Raw genomic sequence first — 15,987 nt, 5'->3', positions numbered from 1 at the left:
CTCATTCCGACCGGTCGACGGTGGCCCACAGCCCGAAGCCGTGCATGGCGGCCACGTCGCGTTCCATCTCTTCACGGGTGCCATCGCTGACGATGGCACGGCCTTCGTTGTGCACCTGCAACATCAACTGTTCCGCCTTGTCACGCGAGTAGTTGAAGTAACTCGAGAACACATGGGTGACGTAGCTCATCAGGTTGACGGGGTCGTCCCAGACGACCGTCACCCACGGCACGGCGGGTTCGACATGGGTGTCGACCTGCTCGGCGGTGGCAAGCCCGCCCTTCTTCTCGGGAACCGTGTGAGCCATGGCGTCCATTCTGTCACGCGGTGCCCCTAGTCTGTTGCCCATGACGTCGTCCACCTCGACCACGGCCCTGCTGACCGACCACTACGAGCTCACGATGGTGCGCGCCGCGCGCGCCGCGGGCACGGCGGATCGGCGCAGCATCTTCGAGCTGTTCCCCCGTCGTCTGCCCGAGGGCCGCCGCTATGGCGTCGTTGCCGGCGTCGGACGCGCGCTGCGGGCGCTGGAGGACTTCCGGTTCGACGACGAATCCATCGACTACCTGCTGCGCACCAAGGTGGTCGACGACGACCTGGCCCAGTGGCTGGCCGGCTACCGCTTCTCGGGCTCGATCTGGGGATACGCCGAGGGCGAGATCTACTTTCCCGGGTCGCCGCTGGTGGTGGTCGAGTCGACCTTCGAAGAGGCCGTGCTGCTCGAAACCGTGCTGCTGAGCATCTACAACCACGATTCGGCGATCGCCTCGGCGGCCTCGCGCATGTCCGCGATGGCCGAGGGCCGCCCGATCATCGAGATGGGCTCACGCCGCACCCAGGAATGGAGCGCGGTGGCCGCCGCCCGGGCCGCCTGGATCGCCGGCTTCACGAGCACGTCGAACCTCGAGGCCGGGCGCCGCTGGGGCATTCCCACCAGCGGCACCGCCGCGCATTCGTTCACGCTGCTGCACGACACCGAGGAACAGGCCTTCGCCGCCCAACTCGCCACCCTCGGCGAGGCCACCACGCTGCTGGTCGACACCTATGACGTCGAGCAGGCTGTGCGCACCGGGGTGCGGCTGACCGAGGGGCGCCTCGGTGCGGTACGGCTCGACTCGGGTGACCTCGCGATCGCTGCCCGCGAAGTACGTGACCTGCTCGACGACCTGGGGGCAGAACAGACCCGCATCATCGTCACCAGCGACCTGGACGAGTGGCAGATCGCCGCACTGCGCGGCTCGCCCGTCGACGGGTTCGGCGTCGGCACGTCGGTGGTGACAGGTTCTGGCCACCCCACGTGCGGCTTCGTCTACAAGCTGGTCGCCCGCGCCGATTCGGCCGATGGCGAGCTGAAGCCGGTGGCCAAGAAGTCGAAGAACAAGAACACCGTGGGCGGCCGCAAGTTCGCCGTGCGCCGTCTGGACGAGGCCGGCCACGCCGAGGCCGAGGTCGTGGGCATCGACGCCCACCCCCGCACCGATGGCAACGACCGCTCGCTGCTGGTGCCACTGGTGACCGACGGCGTCATCGTCGGTCACGAACCGATCGAACGGGCCCGGGAGCGCCACCTCGCGGCCCGCGCCGAGCTACCCCGCGCGGCGCTGCGGATCAGCAAGGGCGAGCCGGCGATCCCGACCATCATGCTCGAGGACGAGGCTCACAGCGCCTCATAGGCGTCGAAGACCCACACGGGGCTGTTCACGGCCAACCCGACGACCCGGCCCGGGTGGGCGGCGTCCTGGCCCACCACCCGGGCCTTGATCACCTGGTCATCCTCGGCACCGGCCACCCGCAGGCTGATGACGGCGTCGTGGCCGTAGTACTCGTAGCCCTGCACCACGGCGTCGACGTCACCGGCACCCGGGGCGGTGACCTGCAGCTGTTCGGGGCGCACCAGCACCCGGCAGCGCCCGTTGGGGCTGAACCCGACGGTGGTGAGCGTGCCCAGCAGGCAGTCGACCTGGCCGTGGTGGGCGATGCCGGGCAGCAGGTTCGCATCGCCCAGGAAGCCTGCGACATGGGCATCTACGGGCTGGGCATAGACGGTGCGCGGTGCGGCCACCTGCCGGAACCGGCCACCGCGCAGCACCGCGACCTCGTCGGCGAACGACAGTGCCTCGGACTGGTCGTGGGTCACCAGCAGTGCGGTGGCGCCCGTCTGGCGCAGCGCCCGTGCGGTGGCCTCGCGGGTGCTGGCCCGCAGGGCGGTGTCGAGCGCAGAGAAGGGCTCGTCCAGCAGCACCACTGACGGTTCGAGCGCCAGGGCGCGGGCGAGTGCAACGCGCTGCTGCTGGCCGCCCGACAGCTGGTCGGGACGACGATCGGCGTAGTCAGTGGGCAGTCCGACGAGTTCGAGCAGGTTCATGACCTTGTCGCGGTGGCGGCGGCGTGGGAACGGCAGGCCGAAGGCGATGTTGCCGAAGACGGACAGGTGTGGGAACAGGCCACCGTCCTGGCGCACGTAGCCGACGCCCCGCCTCTCGGGCGCGACGAAGGTGCGCTGGTCGGCCACCACGGTGCCATCGACCAGCACCGATCCCGCCAGTGGACGCAGGAACCCGGCGATGACCTTGAGCAGCGTCGACTTGCCACTGCCGGAATCGCCCAGCACCGCAGTGATCGCCCCCGACCGCACGACCAGGTCGATGTCGTGCAGCACCACGGTGCTGCCGTACCCGGTGCTGAGCCGGCGCACTTCGACCGTACTCATGCGGGGGTCCCCCGACTCATCGTGACTCCTTCTGCAATTGGTGGCGCAGCAACAGTGTCAGCGGCACTGACAGGGCGATCATCATCAGGGCATAGGGTGCGGCGCGCACGTAGTCGAGTTCGTCGCTGGCCCCCCAGAACGCCAGCGCCAGCGTACGCATGCCCGTGGGTGCCAGCAGCAGGGTGGCCGTCAATTCGGTGACCACGGCCAGTGCCACCAGCACGAAGCCGGTCAGGAACGACGGCAGCGACAGGGGCAGCACCACCCGGAAGAATGTGGCGGGGCCGCCCGAGCCCAGTGAATGCGCCGACTCGGACAGTTCCGGCGGTGAGGCCGCCAGTCCTGAGCGCAGCGACACCATGGCGCGGGGCACGAACAGGATGACGTAGCAGATGACCAGCAGCGCCGTGGTCTGGTAGAGCCAGTGCACGTTGCGCACGCTGAGGGTCACCAGTGCGAGCGCGACCACGACCCCGGGCAGCGCCGAGGCGATGAAGGTGACCCGCTCGAGCACCACGGTGAGCGCGGACCGGTGGCGGCTGAGCAGCCAGGCGCCGGGAAGGGCGGCCAGCACCGCGGCCAGCCCACCCACGACCGCCAGTCCGATGCTGGTGCCGGTAACCGTGGCGAGCGCGGGCAGGTCGACGCCGCCCTGGCTGAGCGCCTGGGCGAACCAGCGCACCACCTGGGCGACCGGCACGACGACCGACAGCACCACCAGCACCGTCATGGCGAGCAGCGCAGGTACCGTCCAACGGCCCAGGGGCACGGTCGCAGGCCGCTCGGGCACACCTGAGCCGAACCGCGACACCCGCGCCCGGCCGCGCAGCACCACCTCGGCGGTGAGCACCAGCACGCACAGCAGGATGAGCATCGAGGCGAGCAGGCTCCCCTGCCCATCAGAGAACCCGACGGCATACTGCTGCAGGATGGCGGTGGTGAACGTCTGGTAGCGCATCATCTCGAGCACGCCGTATTCGGCCAGCAGGTGCAGGGCAACGATCAGCCCTCCCCCACAGATGGCCGGGCGCAGCCTCGGCAGCACGGTGCGCACCACGGCCCGGCCGCGCCCCAACCCCAGCGAGCGGGCAATGTTCTCGTCCGCGCCGTCGAGCACGCGCAGCATCGACGCGACGGGCAGGAAGACGAACGGGTGGTAGGCCAGCGTGGTGACCAGCGCGGCGCCGGAGAAGCCGGCCAGTTGCGGGCGCACAGAGACCCAGGCATAGGCGCTGACGAACGCGGGCACGGCCAGCGGCGCCAACATCATCGTTCGCCAGAATCCGGCCAGCGGCAGGTCGGTGCGTTCGACCAGCCATGCGGCACCGACCCCGATCACCAGCGTCAGCGGCAGTGTCGAGGCCATGAGCGCCGCAGTGTGTCCCAGCAGTTCACCGATGCGGGGGCGGAAGAGGAATTCGCCGGCCCGCGCCCAGCCCAGGCCGAGTGCCTGGCCGACCACCACGACCAGTGGCAACAGGATCAGCGCGGCGACGGCAGCCGCGAGCATCGCGACCGTCGTCATGCCGCGGGGGCGGGGCTCAGAGGATGCCGGCATCCGTCATCATCTTGATCACCGTCTCGGAGTTGAGGCTGGTCGGGTCGACCTTGGGCGCCTGCAGACTGGTCAGCGGGGGCAGCACTGGGTCCGAGGCAGAGCTCTTGCCGACGGCGTATTCCATCGAGCCCGAGGTGGTGAGCACCTGCTGGCCCGGTGCCGAGGTGATGTAGCGCAGGAACTGCTGGGCCAGTTCGGGCTTCTTCGACGACTTCAGCACGCCGCCGCCGGACAGGCTGACGAATGCGCCGGGGTCCTCGCCCTTGAAGTAGTGCAGCCGGGTGTTCTGGCTGCCCTGCTTGGTGGCGGCCTGGTCGCGGTACCAGTAGTAGTGGTACATGATGCCGACGGGCACCTCGCCGGCGTTGACGGCCTTCATGGTGGCGATGTTGTTCTGGTAGATGTTCGCGTTCGCCTTCAGCGCGGTGAGCCAGGCCGACGTCTTCTGCTCACCGACCATGGCGAGCATGCCGGCGACAATGGCCTGGAAGTCGGCGCCGCCCGGCGCGCCGCCCCAGCGGCCCTTCCACGAGGCGTCCTGCAGGTCCATCATCGAGGCGGGCAGGTCTGCCTCGCCGATCTTCGACGGGTTCCAGATCAGCACGGTCGAGCGGGCCGCGATGGGCGTCCAGTCCTTGCTGGACGGCACCAGGGTGGTGGGCAGCTGGTCGAGGGTCGCCTGACCCACCGGGGCGAGCAGCCCGGCACGCTGCACCAGCGTCATCGCGGGGCTGTTCTCGGTCAGGAACACATCGGCGGGTGACTTGTCACCCTCGGCGACGATCTGGTGACCCATGGCGGCATCCGAACCCTGCCGCACCTGGGTCTTCTTGCCCGTGACGGCAGTGAACGCGTCGAGCCACTCGCGGGTCACGTTCTCGTGCTGGGAGGAATAGATCACCAGCGCGTCGGGGTCGGCCTGGAAGCTGTCATCGGCGGCCTTGCTGCAGGCAGACAACCCGAGGGCGGCGGCCCCGAGGGCGATGAATGTACGACGGTGCATGGTCAGTCCTTCGTGAGTCGGGAGCGCAGCCTGCGCACCCAGGGGTCGGCGAGCCACCACAGCACGCCACCGACCGCCAGCGCGGTGAGTGAGCGCAGGGCTCCGGGGATCGGGCCGGGCTGCCAGCGGGGCACGAGCTGGAAAGCCTGGAACTGGAAGACATAGATGTAGAGCGAGGCCGAGGCCAGCACCACGATGGCCGACACCAGCCACCGCGGCACGCGGAGGTCGGGCACGAAGGCCAACAGGCACACGCCGAGCAGGATGGACAGGTTGCGCTGCGGGTCGGGGAAGTAGGTGGCGATGCCGATGGCGAGCACGGCCAGGGTCATGAGCCGTTGCCGGGTGGTCTGGGCGTGGGCCAGCGCGGCACCCGCGGCGAAGATGAAGAAGACGGTGTAGGGCACGCCGCCGATCGGGGCATCGCTGAGTGCGTGGACGACGAACCTGGGCACCAGCGCCACCGCCGCGATGACGAGGTGCACGCGCCAGGGATCGGCCGCGCGGGCCCGGGCCACGGCAGGCACGCAGCACAATGCGGTGAGCACGACCAGGCAGGCCACCAGCGAGTCGACGAACCAGAGTTCGACCCTGGTGTCGGCCAGCCCGCCGAACAGCCAGTTGGCCATGAAGAAGTTCTCCCAGCCGTAGCGCCCCGTCACCAGGATGCCGAGCAGCGCCGCGGCGGCGGTCGGCACCCAGATGCCGAAGATCGAGGCAGCCACCGACCTGATCCGCCGCGCGGCGTCAGGCAGCGACAACCCGAAGCGGGCGGCATTCCAGCCGGCGATGGCGAGCAGCACGTGGGCCCCACCGGGCAGGTCGACGACCCGGGTGTGCGAGAAGCAGATGGCCAGCACGGCCAGGGCACGCAGCACCACCGACGTCTCGACGCGGCTGCCCGTGGCCGGGCTGGTGCCCGCCAGCTGCTTGATGGGCAGGTGGTGCCAGTTGGGGGGCAGCTGGCCCACCAGTGCCGAGAGCCGGGCGGCCGCGGGCACGTGGGTCAGGGAGTCACCGCCCTGTTCGACAAACGACCTGTCGGGGTCGAGGGCCTCGACGGCCAGCACCTGCGCCAGCACATCGGCCACTGCCGTGACGGTGACGGACAAGCCGGTGCCGTCCACGGTGCGGCGCGTGTCGCGGCAGTCATCCCTGGTGCCAGCCCGCACCAGCACGTCGGCGGCGCTGCGGTCGACCTTGCCATTGCTGAGCAGCGGCAGGTCAGCCACGATCACGTCGATCACGCCGGGGCCGACACCGCTCGCAGTGGCGGCCGTCCGGCGCACCCGCGCTGCCTGGGCAGGTGGCGCGACGAGCACCCGCAGGCCCTCGTCATCGCCGGTGACGACGGCCTCGTACCCGGCCTCGCCCAGTGCCGCCTCAACCCTGTTGAGGTCGATGCGCAGGCCCATGATCTTGACGAAGTTGCGGCGGCGCCCGACGATGCGCACCATGCCGGACTCGTCGATGGTGGCCAGGTCACCGGTGTGCAGTTCGCGCAGCATGCGGCCCAGCGCCAGGTCGTCGGGGTGTTCCGCATAGCCCAGCATGACGCTCGGACCACGCACCACCAGCTCGCCCTTGTCGAGGCGCAGGGTGGTGCCGGGGATGGCGCGTCCGACGCTGTCGCTGGAGGTGGTCGCAGCCCCGGCCGGCGCGATGCAGATGCGGGCCGTCGACTCCGTCTGGCCGTACATCACGCGCAGCTCGCAGCCCTGCCGGGCGGCGACGTCGGCCAGCTGGCGCACGCTGCGCGCAGGCAGCCGGCCACCGGCCTGGGTCAGCAGCCGCAGGCGGGGGAATTCATCAGCAAGACCGTCGTGGTCGAGCAGCCACTGTGCCGAATGCGGCACCAGCGCCACATTGGTGACGTCGTGGTCGCGCACCACCTGCCAGAACTGGTCGTGCACCGACGAACCGTCGTGCAGCACCACCGAGGCCCCCGCCAGCAGGTGCGCATGCAGCACCGAGAGCCCGTAGCAATAGTGCAGCGGCAATGACGTGATGCCCCGGTCGGCGGCAGTGATGCCCAGTGCGGCCACGATGCCTTGGGCGTTGGCGCGCAGGTTCTCGTGCGACAACCGGACGAGCTTGGGCGAGCCTGTGCTGCCCGAGGTACTGAGCAGCACGGCCAGGCTCGGGTGCAGCAGGTGCTGCGGGCGTCCGTCGTAGCCATCACGGCGGAAGCCACCGGGCTCGTGGGTGAAGTCGGCGGGATAGGCGGCCGCGACCTGCTCGGCGCCGGTGGGTGGCAGCACCAGGGCGACGTGCCCGGCCTCGAGCACCGCCAAGTAGCTGACGACGGCGTCCAGGGTGCGCTCGAGGTGCAGGTGCACCAGGCAGCGGCCGTCGAGCGAGTCCGGCAGGCTCGCGGCGCGCTCGGCCACCAGCCCGGCGAGTTCCCCGTGGGTGACCGGGCGGTCGTCCGCCACCAGTGAGGTGGCAAGCACACCGGCCTCGCCGGTCAGGACTGACTGCACGGCAATTAGGATAGCCTGCACTAACTTAATCACTGCAAGCCGGTCAGGAGCCAACCAGGATGATCGTGTGGTGGGCACCGCTACACCTCGCTGACGTGCGCCTCGACACGTTGTTGGACGAGACCGAACTCGCGCGGCTCGGACGCACCACCCGCCAGGCTGACCGGGCCCGGTGGCTGCTGGGTGCCGCGGTGCTGAGGCTCGCCGTGGCGGCCGAGACCGGCACCGACCCCCTGTCCGTGCGGATCGACCGCACCTGCGCCGACTGCGGGGCCCAGCACGGTCGTCCGCGGGTGGTCACACCCGCAGGCAGCGGACTGTACGTCTCGGTGTCACATTCGGGACTGGTGACGGCCGTCGCCGTCGGGCACGAGCCGCTTGGCATCGATGTGCAGCGCGCCGGGACAGACGCCTGGGTGCGCCGCGAGGCCGCCTTCAAGTCGGGCCTCGAGGCACCGGTCTTCACCGTCCTGCACCCGCCGGTGCGCGACCATGTGGCGGTGCTCGCCCACGGTCCCCACGTCACGGTCGTGGACGAGCGCGACGCGGCAGCGCTACTGCCCCGCTGACCGGGCGCCCCACGGCTCGGGCACCTGCTCGAAACCGTTCATCACCGCCGAGATGCGCATCGCCCGGGCACTGGCATAGACGTCCTCGAGCAGCATCGGCCTGTTGTCGGGCCCACTGAGCGGCACCCGCCAATTGGGGTATTCGTCGATGGTGCCGGGCTGGTTCTGGGTGAGCCGGTCACCGACGGCGTCGGTCAGGGCCACGTTCAACACCCGGGACGGGGTGTCCAGCAAGAAGCGGTGCATGCCGAGCACCAGCCGTTCCACCTCGTCGGCGCCCTGGGTCAGGTCGTCATCGTGCAGGTAGCCCCGCGCGGCGAGCACCCCCAGCAGCGCCTCGTGTTCGTGGCGGGCATGCTGCAGTTCGTCGTCCAGCGACTCGGTCAACAGGCCCAGCCGGTGGCGCAGACGCACGTGGTCACCGGCGAGGTACCCGGCGGTCGGCGGCAAGTCATGGGTGGTGACCGACGCCATGCACAGCGTGCGCCAGTCCTCGGGGGACAGCGGCCGGCCGTGCTCGTCGTTCTCGAACCACAGCACCGAGGTGCCCAGCAGGCCCCGGCGGGTCAGGTAGTCACGCACCCACGGTTCGACGGTGCCCAGGTCTTCACCGACCACCAGCGCGCCAGCCCTGTGCGCCTCGAGCGCCAGGATGCCGATGAGCGCCTCGTGGTCGTAGCGCACGTAGCAGCCCTGCTGCGGCCCGGCGCCCTCAGGCACCCACCACAACCGGAACAACCCGATGATGTGGTCGGCACGCACTCCCCCGGAATGGCGCAACACGCTGCGCACCATCTCGCGGAATGGCGCGTAGGCGAGCTCGGCCAGCCGGTCGGGACGCCACGGGGGCTGGCCCCAGTCCTGGCCGGCCTGGTTGTACTGGTCGGGCGGCGCGCCGACGCTGACCCCCTGGGCAAACACATCCGCGAGCATCCAGGTGTCGGCCGAGGCCTTGTTCACCCCGACCGCCAGGTCTTGCACCAGCCCGACCTTCATGCCCGCGTCACGGGCCGCCTGCTGGGCCAGCGACAACTGGTGCTCGCAGTTCCACTGCAACCACTCGAAGAAATGCACCCGGTCGGCGTTCTGCGCGTAGAAATCGGCCACCTCGGGGGACGAGGGGCGCTGGTATTCGGCCGGCCACGTGCGCCAGTCCGGCCCGAAGAACTCGAACAGGGCACACCAGATGGCGAAGTCGCGCAGCGCACGGCCTTCGCGGCGGCGGAAACCTTCGAATGCCATCTGGCGGGCGGGGGGCAGGCCAACCCGGTAGAGAACCTCGAGGGCGCCGAGCTTGGCGGCGTAGGCCTCGTTGCGGCGCAGTTGGTCGGCATCCTTGATCTGGTCGTGCAGCGTCGTGCGGAATGCTTCGATGTCAGCACGGGTCCGGTCGTCCAGCGCCGCATATTCGGGGATCGCCTCGGGGCGCAGGTAGATCGGGTTGGTGTAGCGCCGCGAACTCGGCAGGTACGGCGACGGCTCGATCGGCGGCACCGGTTGGGCCGCATGCAGGGGGTTGATCAGCAGGTAGTCGGCGAACTGCTGGGTGCTGGCCCACACGCACAGGTCGGACAGGTCGACCAGGTCGCCCAGCCCCCAGCTGTTCGACGAGCGCACCGAATAGATCTGGGTGGCATAGCCCCACACCCGCTTCTCACCCATCGCCGGCGGGAACGGCAGCGTCGCGGGGGTGACGATCAGCGGCGATTCCACAGTGCGCCCGACGGTGTACAGCACCAGCCGGTGGTAGCCCAGCGGCAGGTCGGTGGGCAGTTCGAACGTGGCCCGGCCGAGCCGGACCCCGTCGACCTCGCGATCAGGTTCGGTGTTGTCGACCTGCTGGCAGACGAAGTCCTGGCCGTCCTCGGTGCGCACGACCAGGTGGGCATCGGCGCCGGCGGCCACGTGCACGTTGACGATGCGGGGCTGGCCCTGCTCGAGGACCACACAGGTGGGCAGGGTGCGACGCCACGGCTTGGTACGCACCTCCTGCACCGCGGCCCAGGCCGTCTCGGGCGTGGACGCGTCCACTTCGAGGGCGGCGAGGATCGTACGGACTGTGTCCGGCGAGATGGTGGTGTGCCGTCCCTTCCAGTCCCAGAATTCCTGGGAGATACCGAAGTGGTCGGCGAGTTCGGCCAGTGCGGGGTCTTCCAATGCCACGTCGGCCAGCCTAGGGGATGATCAGGAGCGCTGCAGCGCCGCCCGGGCGAGCGGCCCGCGGGTGGTGATCACCTGGGTGCCCGCCAATGAGTCATGCCAGGTCTTCATGCGGGGGTGCCACAGCGGGCGCAGGTAGCTGAGCAACGCGGGGAACAGCACCACCTGGCTGATCGCCATGATCGCCAGCCAGACCGCCGAACGCTGCAGGCTGGTGGCCCACGACACCCGCGGCACGAGCCCCTGTTCTGAGGGGACGACGCGCAGCCCCAGCAGCAGCTGGCCCACGGTGCCGCCGAACAGCCGCACCATGACCACCTGCACCACGAACGCGACGCCCATGGTGATGAACGCGATGATCATGGCGGGGGTGGTGTAGTCGTAGGCGGTGACGTCGACCTGCTGGCCCGGGTTCTGCATCGACCAGGTCATCATCTGCTCGAACGCGGCGGCCACCCGGCGGAACCAGGGGAAGCCCACCAGCGCGCCCACGACGGTCATCAACACCCAGTCGATGATGGTGGCCAGGGCCCGCCAGCCGAACGCGGCCAGGGGCACCCCGTCGGCCGTCGCGCGGACGAACTTGTGCGCCACCAGCGGCGGCTGGCCGGTGGGCCATGGCGCCTGGTAGGCCTGCGGCCTGCCACCCGGGCCCGGCGTGGGGCCGGGGGTGCCCTGCGGGTAGTACTGCGGCTGTGGGGCCGTCTGTCGCTGCGCAGGCTGCGAGTCGGCGGCGCCGGCGGCGTCCAACGGGGTCAGGGGCTCGCGCAGGTTGCGCGTCCAACCGGTGCCGTCCCAGTAACGTTCTTCGGGGCTGCCTGCGGGGTCGACGTACCAGCCGGGCGGGGGCAGCATCTGAGAAGTCACCCCTCCATGATGTCAGACGGCCAAAGTTGGTCGAAATGACCCTGAACAGGGCTACGCTTACGCGCGCCTTGCATGCAAGACTGGCCGTGACATGGAACGCATCGGCCGCTATCGACTCACAGCACGCATTGGCGCGGGCTCGTTTGCGACCGTGTACAAGGGGCACGACGACGAACTGGACGTGCCTGTCGCGGTGAAGGTGCTGAACCCGAAATGGGCGAACAACGCCGACGTGGAAACCCGCTTCCTCACCGAGGCCCGGCTGCTGCGCCGCATCAAGGACGAGCACATCGTGCGGGTCTACGACATTGGCCGGGCCCCCGATGGCGCGCCCTATTTCGTCATGGACTATGCCGACGGCGGCTCATTCGACCGGCTGCGCAAGAACCCGATCGCCCCGGGCCGGGCGCTGCGCCTGTGCGCCGACGCCGCCCGCGCGCTCGACGTGCTGCACCGCCACAACGTCATCCATCGCGATGTGACCCCCGGCAACATCCTGCTGACCCATTCGACCAGCGGGCTGAAGGTGCTGTTGGCCGACCTGGGTGTGGCCGAGTCATTGGTCACCCACACCGGTGAACAGGTGACCGCCGGCACCCCGGCATTCATGGCGCTCGAACAGGCCACCGGCCAGCCGCTCGACCACCGCTCCGACATCTATTCGATGGCCGCGGTGACCTATGCCGTGCTGGGCGGCAACCCGCCGTTCCCAATCAGGACGCTCGGCGACCTGCTGTCGCGCAACCCCAATGTCGACCCGCCGCCGTTGAGCGCCCGGCTGGGTGCCCCGGTCGAGCTCGACGCGCTGCTGGCGAGCGCGCTGTCACCGCATCCCGATCGTCGTCCCCAGTCGGCCGCCCACCTGGCCGCCTCGCTCGACGCCCTGGCCGAGGTGATGCCGGGTGGCGAGGTCGGCCCCCGACCGGCCGTGCTGCACCCGATGAGCTCGGTCAGCCCCGGTTCGCTGATCGGTGCGGTGCCCGTCGCCCCCGCCCCTCCGGCCACGGGGGTCCCGGACCGGCCCACGGCGCCGATGCCGAGCAGCGGTTACGAGTCGTGGACGCCGACCTCGATGGGCAGCTTCGGCAATGAGACGCCCGCCTCGATGCTCGAGAACTACCTGGGCAAGGGGCGCTATGTGCCCGAACAGGTCAAGGAACGCCACTCGGCGATGTTCTATGTGTACGTCGGGCTGAGCGTGGTGGTCACGTTCGCCCTGGTCATGTGGCTCACGGTGACGTACCTGACCTGAGCCGGGCTCAGTCCCCCATGCCGGCGCCCGAGGTCGCATTGGCGACCCGGCCGATGCGCATCGAGACCACCTGGGCCGCGATCGAGACCACGAACACCGCGACGAACAACACCGTGAAGGTGGTGACCGGCTCTTCACGCAGCCGCAGGTTCGCGTACACGGCACCCGCCATGCCCGTGAACAGCGAGTTGCCCAGCGCCTCGCTCACCTGCAACGAGCTGGTGTTGCGGCCGAGTTGTGCCGGCGACGACAACTGCATGATCGCCAGCGTGCCCGAGGCGGTCGCCAGACCCATGCCGAGGCCGCCGACCGTCCAGCCCGCGCCGATGACGACCACCGACCAGCCGAACCACAATGCCACCGCGATCACCGCGATACCGAACATCGAGAACACCGTGCCGATCTGGATCAACTGGTCACGGCGCAACAGCAGCCAGCTGCGGGCCTGCAGCCACGAGCCGAGCATCCACCCGGACGAGCCGACCGTCAGCATGAGCCCGGCATTGAACAGGGACATGTCCCGGGTTTCGACCAGGCTCAGCGGCAGGAACGCCTCGGCGGCGAAGAACGACCCGGCCTGCAGCGCCCGCACCCACGACACCGCCGGGATACCGGGGCGGAACTTGAAGAAGCCCGGTGCCATCAGCAATGGCAGCGAGACCGCGAGCATCGCGAGCCCGACCACCGCGATCGGCACCGAGAGCAGGTCGACCTGCTGGCCCGCGACCTGCAGGGCAGCCACACCAGCCGTCGCCACGAACGCGGCCCAGACGGGCACGGGGTTCTCATCGCCGACATCGGCGGGTCCCAGCTGGTCGCCCAGGCTGCGCAGCACCGGCAGGCTCAGCACCGCCGTCACGACCACCACGGGAATCATCAGCGCGAAGACCCAGTGCCAGCTCAGCTCGCGGGTCACCCACGCGGCCACCGGCGGGGCGATGAAGGCGGGCAGCACCCAACAGACGCTGAACGCGGTCATCATCGAAGCACGCTGCACGGGCGGGAATGTGCGGGCCACGACCACCATGAGCGCCACGTTGAATGCGCCGCCACCGAAGCCCTGGATGAACCGCGAGGCCAGCAACACGTACATGTTCGGGGCCAGGGTGGCCACCAGCAGGCCCAACCCGAACAGCGCCAGCCCCAGCAGCAGCGGGCGCACTGGGCCGACCCGGTCGCTGGCCCGCCCGCCGAGCACGGTCGAGAGCGCCATGCCGATGACGAACAGGGTGAACGTCCATGCATAGAGCGACTTGTGGCCCAGGTCGTCGGCCGCAGCAGGCATGGCCGTCGCCACGGCCACCTGTTCGAACGCGATGGCCACCACCGACATCAGCAGGCCGATGACGAGGCTGCGGGGTGGGGCTGTGGTCGGTTCGTGCACCGGGTCACACTATCTGTTCCGCGCCTTGCGCGGCTCACTAGAGTGGCCTGCATGAACCAGCAGTTGGCCCCGGGGTCGAAGACCCTGCTCGACGAGCGCACCCAGACCGACGGCCTCAATGCCGAGGACGGCGACCACGAGCGGTTCTCGCACTACGTGCCGAAGGACAAGCTCATGGAGGCCATGGTCAACGGCACCCCCGTCGTGGCGCTGTGCGGCAAGGTGTGGGTGCCCACGCGCAACCCCGAGAAGTTCCCCGTCTGCCCCGAGTGCAAAGAGATCTGGGCCTCGCTCAACGAGCTGTGATGCTGCCCACCTGCGCCGCCACATGCGCGAGCGCCAGGTCGTAGCCGCCCAGCCCCAGCCCGACGAGCACCCCGGACGCCTTCGCCGACAGCACGCTGTGGTGGCGGAACTGCTCGCGGGCGTGCACATTGCTGATGTGCACCTCGAGGTAGTGCGCCGTCTGTGCCGCCGCGTCGGCGATCGCGTGGGAATAGTGCGTCCACGCGCCGGCGTTGAGCACCACCCAGCAGCCCAGGTCGGCGGCCTCGTGCAGCCAGCCGATCATCTCGGCCTCGGCATCGGTCTGGCGCACCTCGACGGCGAGCCCCAGCCCGGTCCCGGTTTCGACCAGGTGCGCTGCCAGGTCGGCGTGCGTGGTGTGGCCGTAGACGTCGGGTTCACGCCTGCCGAGGCGCCCCAGGTTCGGGCCGTTCAGCACCAGCACGGTGTTCGTCATCTGCTCCCCCATCCTCGTCTGCCCCATCACAGCCGTCCCAGCCCGACCTGCAGCCAGGTGGCCCCGAACAGGCCCTGGTACAGCAGTGAGGCATAGCGGTCCATCGGCGAGACCCCGGGGTCGCCGGCCACGAGCGTCACCACGGTGACCTCGTGGCGACCGGCCAGGCTCACCAGTTCGCCGGTCTGGCGCCGCGCCCCCGGGTCATCAGTGCCGTCGTCGAGCACCACCAGCACCGGTCGCAACGACGAGCCCGGGTCGTCGAACGGGTCGGCGAACACGTCGCGGCCATCGATCGCGGTGATGATCGGCTCGAGCTCGGTGAGGTCGGCAGCGAGCGCCGCACGCCCCGAAGCGCGGCGCAGTGCCTCGGCCAGGCGGCGTCCGGCCCGGGCGGCCAGCACCGTGCCCCCGAAGACGAGCGGCTGGGCGTCGGCCAGGTGCAGCGCGAAGTCCTTGGCCGGGTTGATCGCCAGGTCGCGGTGCGGGGACGAGACGTTGGCGACCGCATCCGCCGCCTCGGCGACGACCTGCGGGTCGACGAATGGCCCCAGGCCCAGGTGGTGCAGCACCGAGAGCACCTGCACCACGGCTGCCAGTTCGTCGGCGGTCTCGACCGGCACGTGCAGCGTCGAGCTGCCCGCCGCCGCTTCGGCCATCGGTGAGCCCGGACGCGCCGCCACCACCACGGCACACCCCCGGCGCACCGCCTCATGCACTGCTGACATCAGCGCCGGCTCCGAGCCCTCGGCGGCGAGCACGACCACCAGGTCGAGCGCCCCGACCCAGGCCGGCAGGCCCGGGAACGGCCAGGCCACGAACGGTGCTGGGCAGAAGGGTTCGAGCACCGCCCTGATCAGCCGCGCGCCGCGCCCGATGGCGACGACACCACGGGGGCGGCGTCCGGCCTCGAACCCGCCGGCCAGCTGCTCGGCCGGCGCCCCGGCCTCGCGGCGGATGCGCGCACCGGCACCAGCCAGGTGGCGCAGCGCTTCGTCGGCGCGGGGGCTGACGGTGGTCTCAGCCAGCCGGGAATCGTCGAAGTCCACGTCACTCACCGCGGGTGTTGCGGGCCTCGTCGATCAACAGGATCGGGATGCCGTCGCGCACGGGGTAGGCCAGTCCGCACTGGCTGTTGGTGCAGACCAGCTCGTGGGAGTCGTAGTCGACGGCGAACTTCGAGTGGCACGCCGGGCAGGCGGCGATCTCGAGGAACTCGGGTGACAGGTCCAGGTCGGGCATGCTCATCGGGGTGCCTT

General features: G+C 70.0%; 14 protein-coding genes and 1 pseudogene. 4 read left to right on the top strand and 11 right to left on the bottom strand.

Annotated features, from left to right (window positions below; genetic code table 11):
* Position 1 precedes the first annotated feature (1 nt).
* On the bottom strand, positions 2 to 307 hold the full coding sequence (clpS, locus tag ACQCX5_RS14250; RefSeq protein WP_434542704.1) for an ATP-dependent Clp protease adapter ClpS: 306 nt from the start codon (positions 305 to 307) through the stop codon (positions 2 to 4).
* Positions 308 to 347: 40 nt separating this feature from the next.
* Between clpS and ACQCX5_RS14245 the strand changes: the two genes are divergently transcribed.
* On the top strand, positions 348 to 1,673 hold the full coding sequence (locus tag ACQCX5_RS14245) for a nicotinate phosphoribosyltransferase (protein WP_434542703.1): 1,326 nt from the start codon (positions 348 to 350) through the stop codon (positions 1,671 to 1,673).
* Here the strand turns inward: ACQCX5_RS14245 and ACQCX5_RS14240 are convergent.
* The 4 genes from ACQCX5_RS14240 to ACQCX5_RS14225 are packed head-to-tail and all read right to left on the bottom strand — an operon-like array spanning position 1,658 to position 7,754.
* Positions 1,658 to 2,710: an ABC transporter ATP-binding protein gene (locus ACQCX5_RS14240; protein ID WP_434542702.1), complete on the bottom strand. Its 1,053-nt coding sequence runs from the start codon at positions 2,708 to 2,710 to the stop codon at positions 1,658 to 1,660. The two genes, ACQCX5_RS14245 and ACQCX5_RS14240, sit on opposite strands and share 16 nt — an antisense overlap.
* A 16-nt stretch (positions 2,711 to 2,726) precedes the next feature.
* Entirely contained in the window at positions 2,727 to 4,268 is a 1,542-nt protein-coding gene (locus ACQCX5_RS14235; RefSeq protein WP_434542701.1) for an ABC transporter permease, read from the bottom strand.
* Entirely contained in the window at positions 4,252 to 5,271 is a 1,020-nt protein-coding gene (locus ACQCX5_RS14230; protein WP_434542700.1) for an iron ABC transporter substrate-binding protein, read from the bottom strand. Before ACQCX5_RS14230 ends, ACQCX5_RS14235 begins: the two co-directional genes overlap by 17 nt.
* A gap of 2 nt (positions 5,272 to 5,273) precedes the next feature.
* Positions 5,274 to 7,754, bottom strand: a complete 2,481-nt coding sequence (locus tag ACQCX5_RS14225; protein WP_434542699.1) for an AMP-binding protein — start codon at positions 7,752 to 7,754, stop codon at positions 5,274 to 5,276.
* A 59-nt stretch (positions 7,755 to 7,813) separates the two neighbouring features.
* Here ACQCX5_RS14225 and ACQCX5_RS14220 point away from each other — a divergent pair, with 59 nt between their 5' ends.
* Positions 7,814 to 8,323, top strand: a complete 510-nt coding sequence (locus tag ACQCX5_RS14220; protein WP_434542698.1) for a 4'-phosphopantetheinyl transferase family protein — start codon at positions 7,814 to 7,816, stop codon at positions 8,321 to 8,323.
* On the opposite strand, the gene malQ is transcribed toward ACQCX5_RS14220, so the two are convergent.
* Together malQ and ACQCX5_RS14210 are read right to left on the bottom strand one after the other, a co-directional pair.
* Positions 8,309 to 10,486 carry a 4-alpha-glucanotransferase gene (gene malQ / locus ACQCX5_RS14215; protein WP_434542697.1) on the bottom strand — a complete coding sequence of 726 codons (2,178 nt, stop codon included), beginning with the start codon at positions 10,484 to 10,486 and terminating at the stop codon, positions 8,309 to 8,311. The genes ACQCX5_RS14220 and malQ overlap by 15 nt on opposite strands.
* A gap of 21 nt (positions 10,487 to 10,507) precedes the next feature.
* Complete coding sequence (locus tag ACQCX5_RS14210; protein WP_434542749.1) at positions 10,508 to 11,338, bottom strand: RDD family protein; 831 nt, start codon at positions 11,336 to 11,338, stop codon at positions 10,508 to 10,510.
* Positions 11,339 to 11,441: 103 nt separating this feature from the next.
* Between ACQCX5_RS14210 and ACQCX5_RS14205 the strand changes: the two genes are divergently transcribed.
* Positions 11,442 to 12,602 (top strand): serine/threonine-protein kinase, encoded by a 1,161-nt coding sequence (locus tag ACQCX5_RS14205; RefSeq protein ID WP_434542696.1) that lies wholly within the window; start codon positions 11,442 to 11,444, stop codon positions 12,600 to 12,602.
* 7 nt (positions 12,603 to 12,609) lie between these two features.
* On the opposite strand, the gene ACQCX5_RS14200 is transcribed toward ACQCX5_RS14205, so the two are convergent.
* Positions 12,610 to 13,986, bottom strand: coding sequence for an MFS transporter (locus ACQCX5_RS14200; RefSeq protein ID WP_434542695.1), 1,377 nt, complete (start codon positions 13,984 to 13,986; stop codon positions 12,610 to 12,612).
* Positions 13,987 to 14,037: 51 nt separating this feature from the next.
* On the opposite strand from ACQCX5_RS14200, the gene ACQCX5_RS14195 reads away from it, so the two are divergent.
* Positions 14,038 to 14,292, top strand: coding sequence for a DUF3039 domain-containing protein (locus ACQCX5_RS14195; protein WP_434542694.1), 255 nt, complete (start codon positions 14,038 to 14,040; stop codon positions 14,290 to 14,292).
* Here ACQCX5_RS14195 and ACQCX5_RS14190 read toward each other — a convergent pair.
* From ACQCX5_RS14190 to ACQCX5_RS14180, 3 genes and pseudogenes are all read right to left on the bottom strand, one after another.
* Positions 14,279 to 14,728 (bottom strand): type II 3-dehydroquinate dehydratase, encoded by a 450-nt coding sequence (locus ACQCX5_RS14190; RefSeq protein WP_434542693.1) that lies wholly within the window; start codon positions 14,726 to 14,728, stop codon positions 14,279 to 14,281. The genes ACQCX5_RS14195 and ACQCX5_RS14190 overlap by 14 nt on opposite strands.
* 26 nt (positions 14,729 to 14,754) lie before the next feature.
* On the bottom strand, positions 14,755 to 15,777 hold the full coding sequence (locus ACQCX5_RS14185; RefSeq protein ID WP_434542748.1) for an SIS domain-containing protein: 1,023 nt from the start codon (positions 15,775 to 15,777) through the stop codon (positions 14,755 to 14,757).
* Positions 15,778 to 15,796: 19 nt separating this feature from the next.
* Positions 15,797 to 15,976 (bottom strand): annotated as a pseudogene (locus tag ACQCX5_RS14180) (Trm112 family protein); the annotation flags it as partial.
* Positions 15,977 to 15,987 lie beyond the last annotated feature (11 nt).

It is taken from the genome of Aestuariimicrobium sp. G57, from assembly GCF_050110855.1.
Lineage (GTDB): Bacteria > Actinomycetota > Actinomycetes > Propionibacteriales > Propionibacteriaceae > Aestuariimicrobium.
The sequence above is the reverse complement of the archived record's forward strand: the minus strand, read 5'-3'. Positions and strand labels throughout refer to the sequence as shown.

Excerpts from the sequence above, each read along its gene's own strand:
- ACQCX5_RS14245 (WP_434542703.1), top strand. The coding sequence starts at position 348 with ATGACGTCGTCCACCTCGACCACGGCCCTGCTGACCGACCACTACGAG.
- ACQCX5_RS14210 (WP_434542749.1), bottom strand. The coding sequence starts at position 11,338 with ATGCTGCCCCCGCCCGGCTGGTACGTCGACCCCGCAGGCAGCCCCGAA.
- ACQCX5_RS14240 (WP_434542702.1), bottom strand. The coding sequence starts at position 2,710 with ATGAGTACGGTCGAAGTGCGCCGGCTCAGCACCGGGTACGGCAGCACC.
- ACQCX5_RS14230 (WP_434542700.1), bottom strand. The coding sequence starts at position 5,271 with ATGCACCGTCGTACATTCATCGCCCTCGGGGCCGCCGCCCTCGGGTTG.
- ACQCX5_RS14220 (WP_434542698.1), top strand. The coding sequence starts at position 7,814 with ATGATCGTGTGGTGGGCACCGCTACACCTCGCTGACGTGCGCCTCGAC.
- clpS (WP_434542704.1), bottom strand. The coding sequence starts at position 307 with ATGGCTCACACGGTTCCCGAGAAGAAGGGCGGGCTTGCCACCGCCGAG.
- ACQCX5_RS14235 (WP_434542701.1), bottom strand. The coding sequence starts at position 4,268 with ATGCCGGCATCCTCTGAGCCCCGCCCCCGCGGCATGACGACGGTCGCG.
- ACQCX5_RS14195 (WP_434542694.1), top strand. The coding sequence starts at position 14,038 with ATGAACCAGCAGTTGGCCCCGGGGTCGAAGACCCTGCTCGACGAGCGC.
- ACQCX5_RS14205 (WP_434542696.1), top strand. The coding sequence starts at position 11,442 with ATGGAACGCATCGGCCGCTATCGACTCACAGCACGCATTGGCGCGGGC.
- ACQCX5_RS14190 (WP_434542693.1), bottom strand. The coding sequence starts at position 14,728 with ATGACGAACACCGTGCTGGTGCTGAACGGCCCGAACCTGGGGCGCCTC.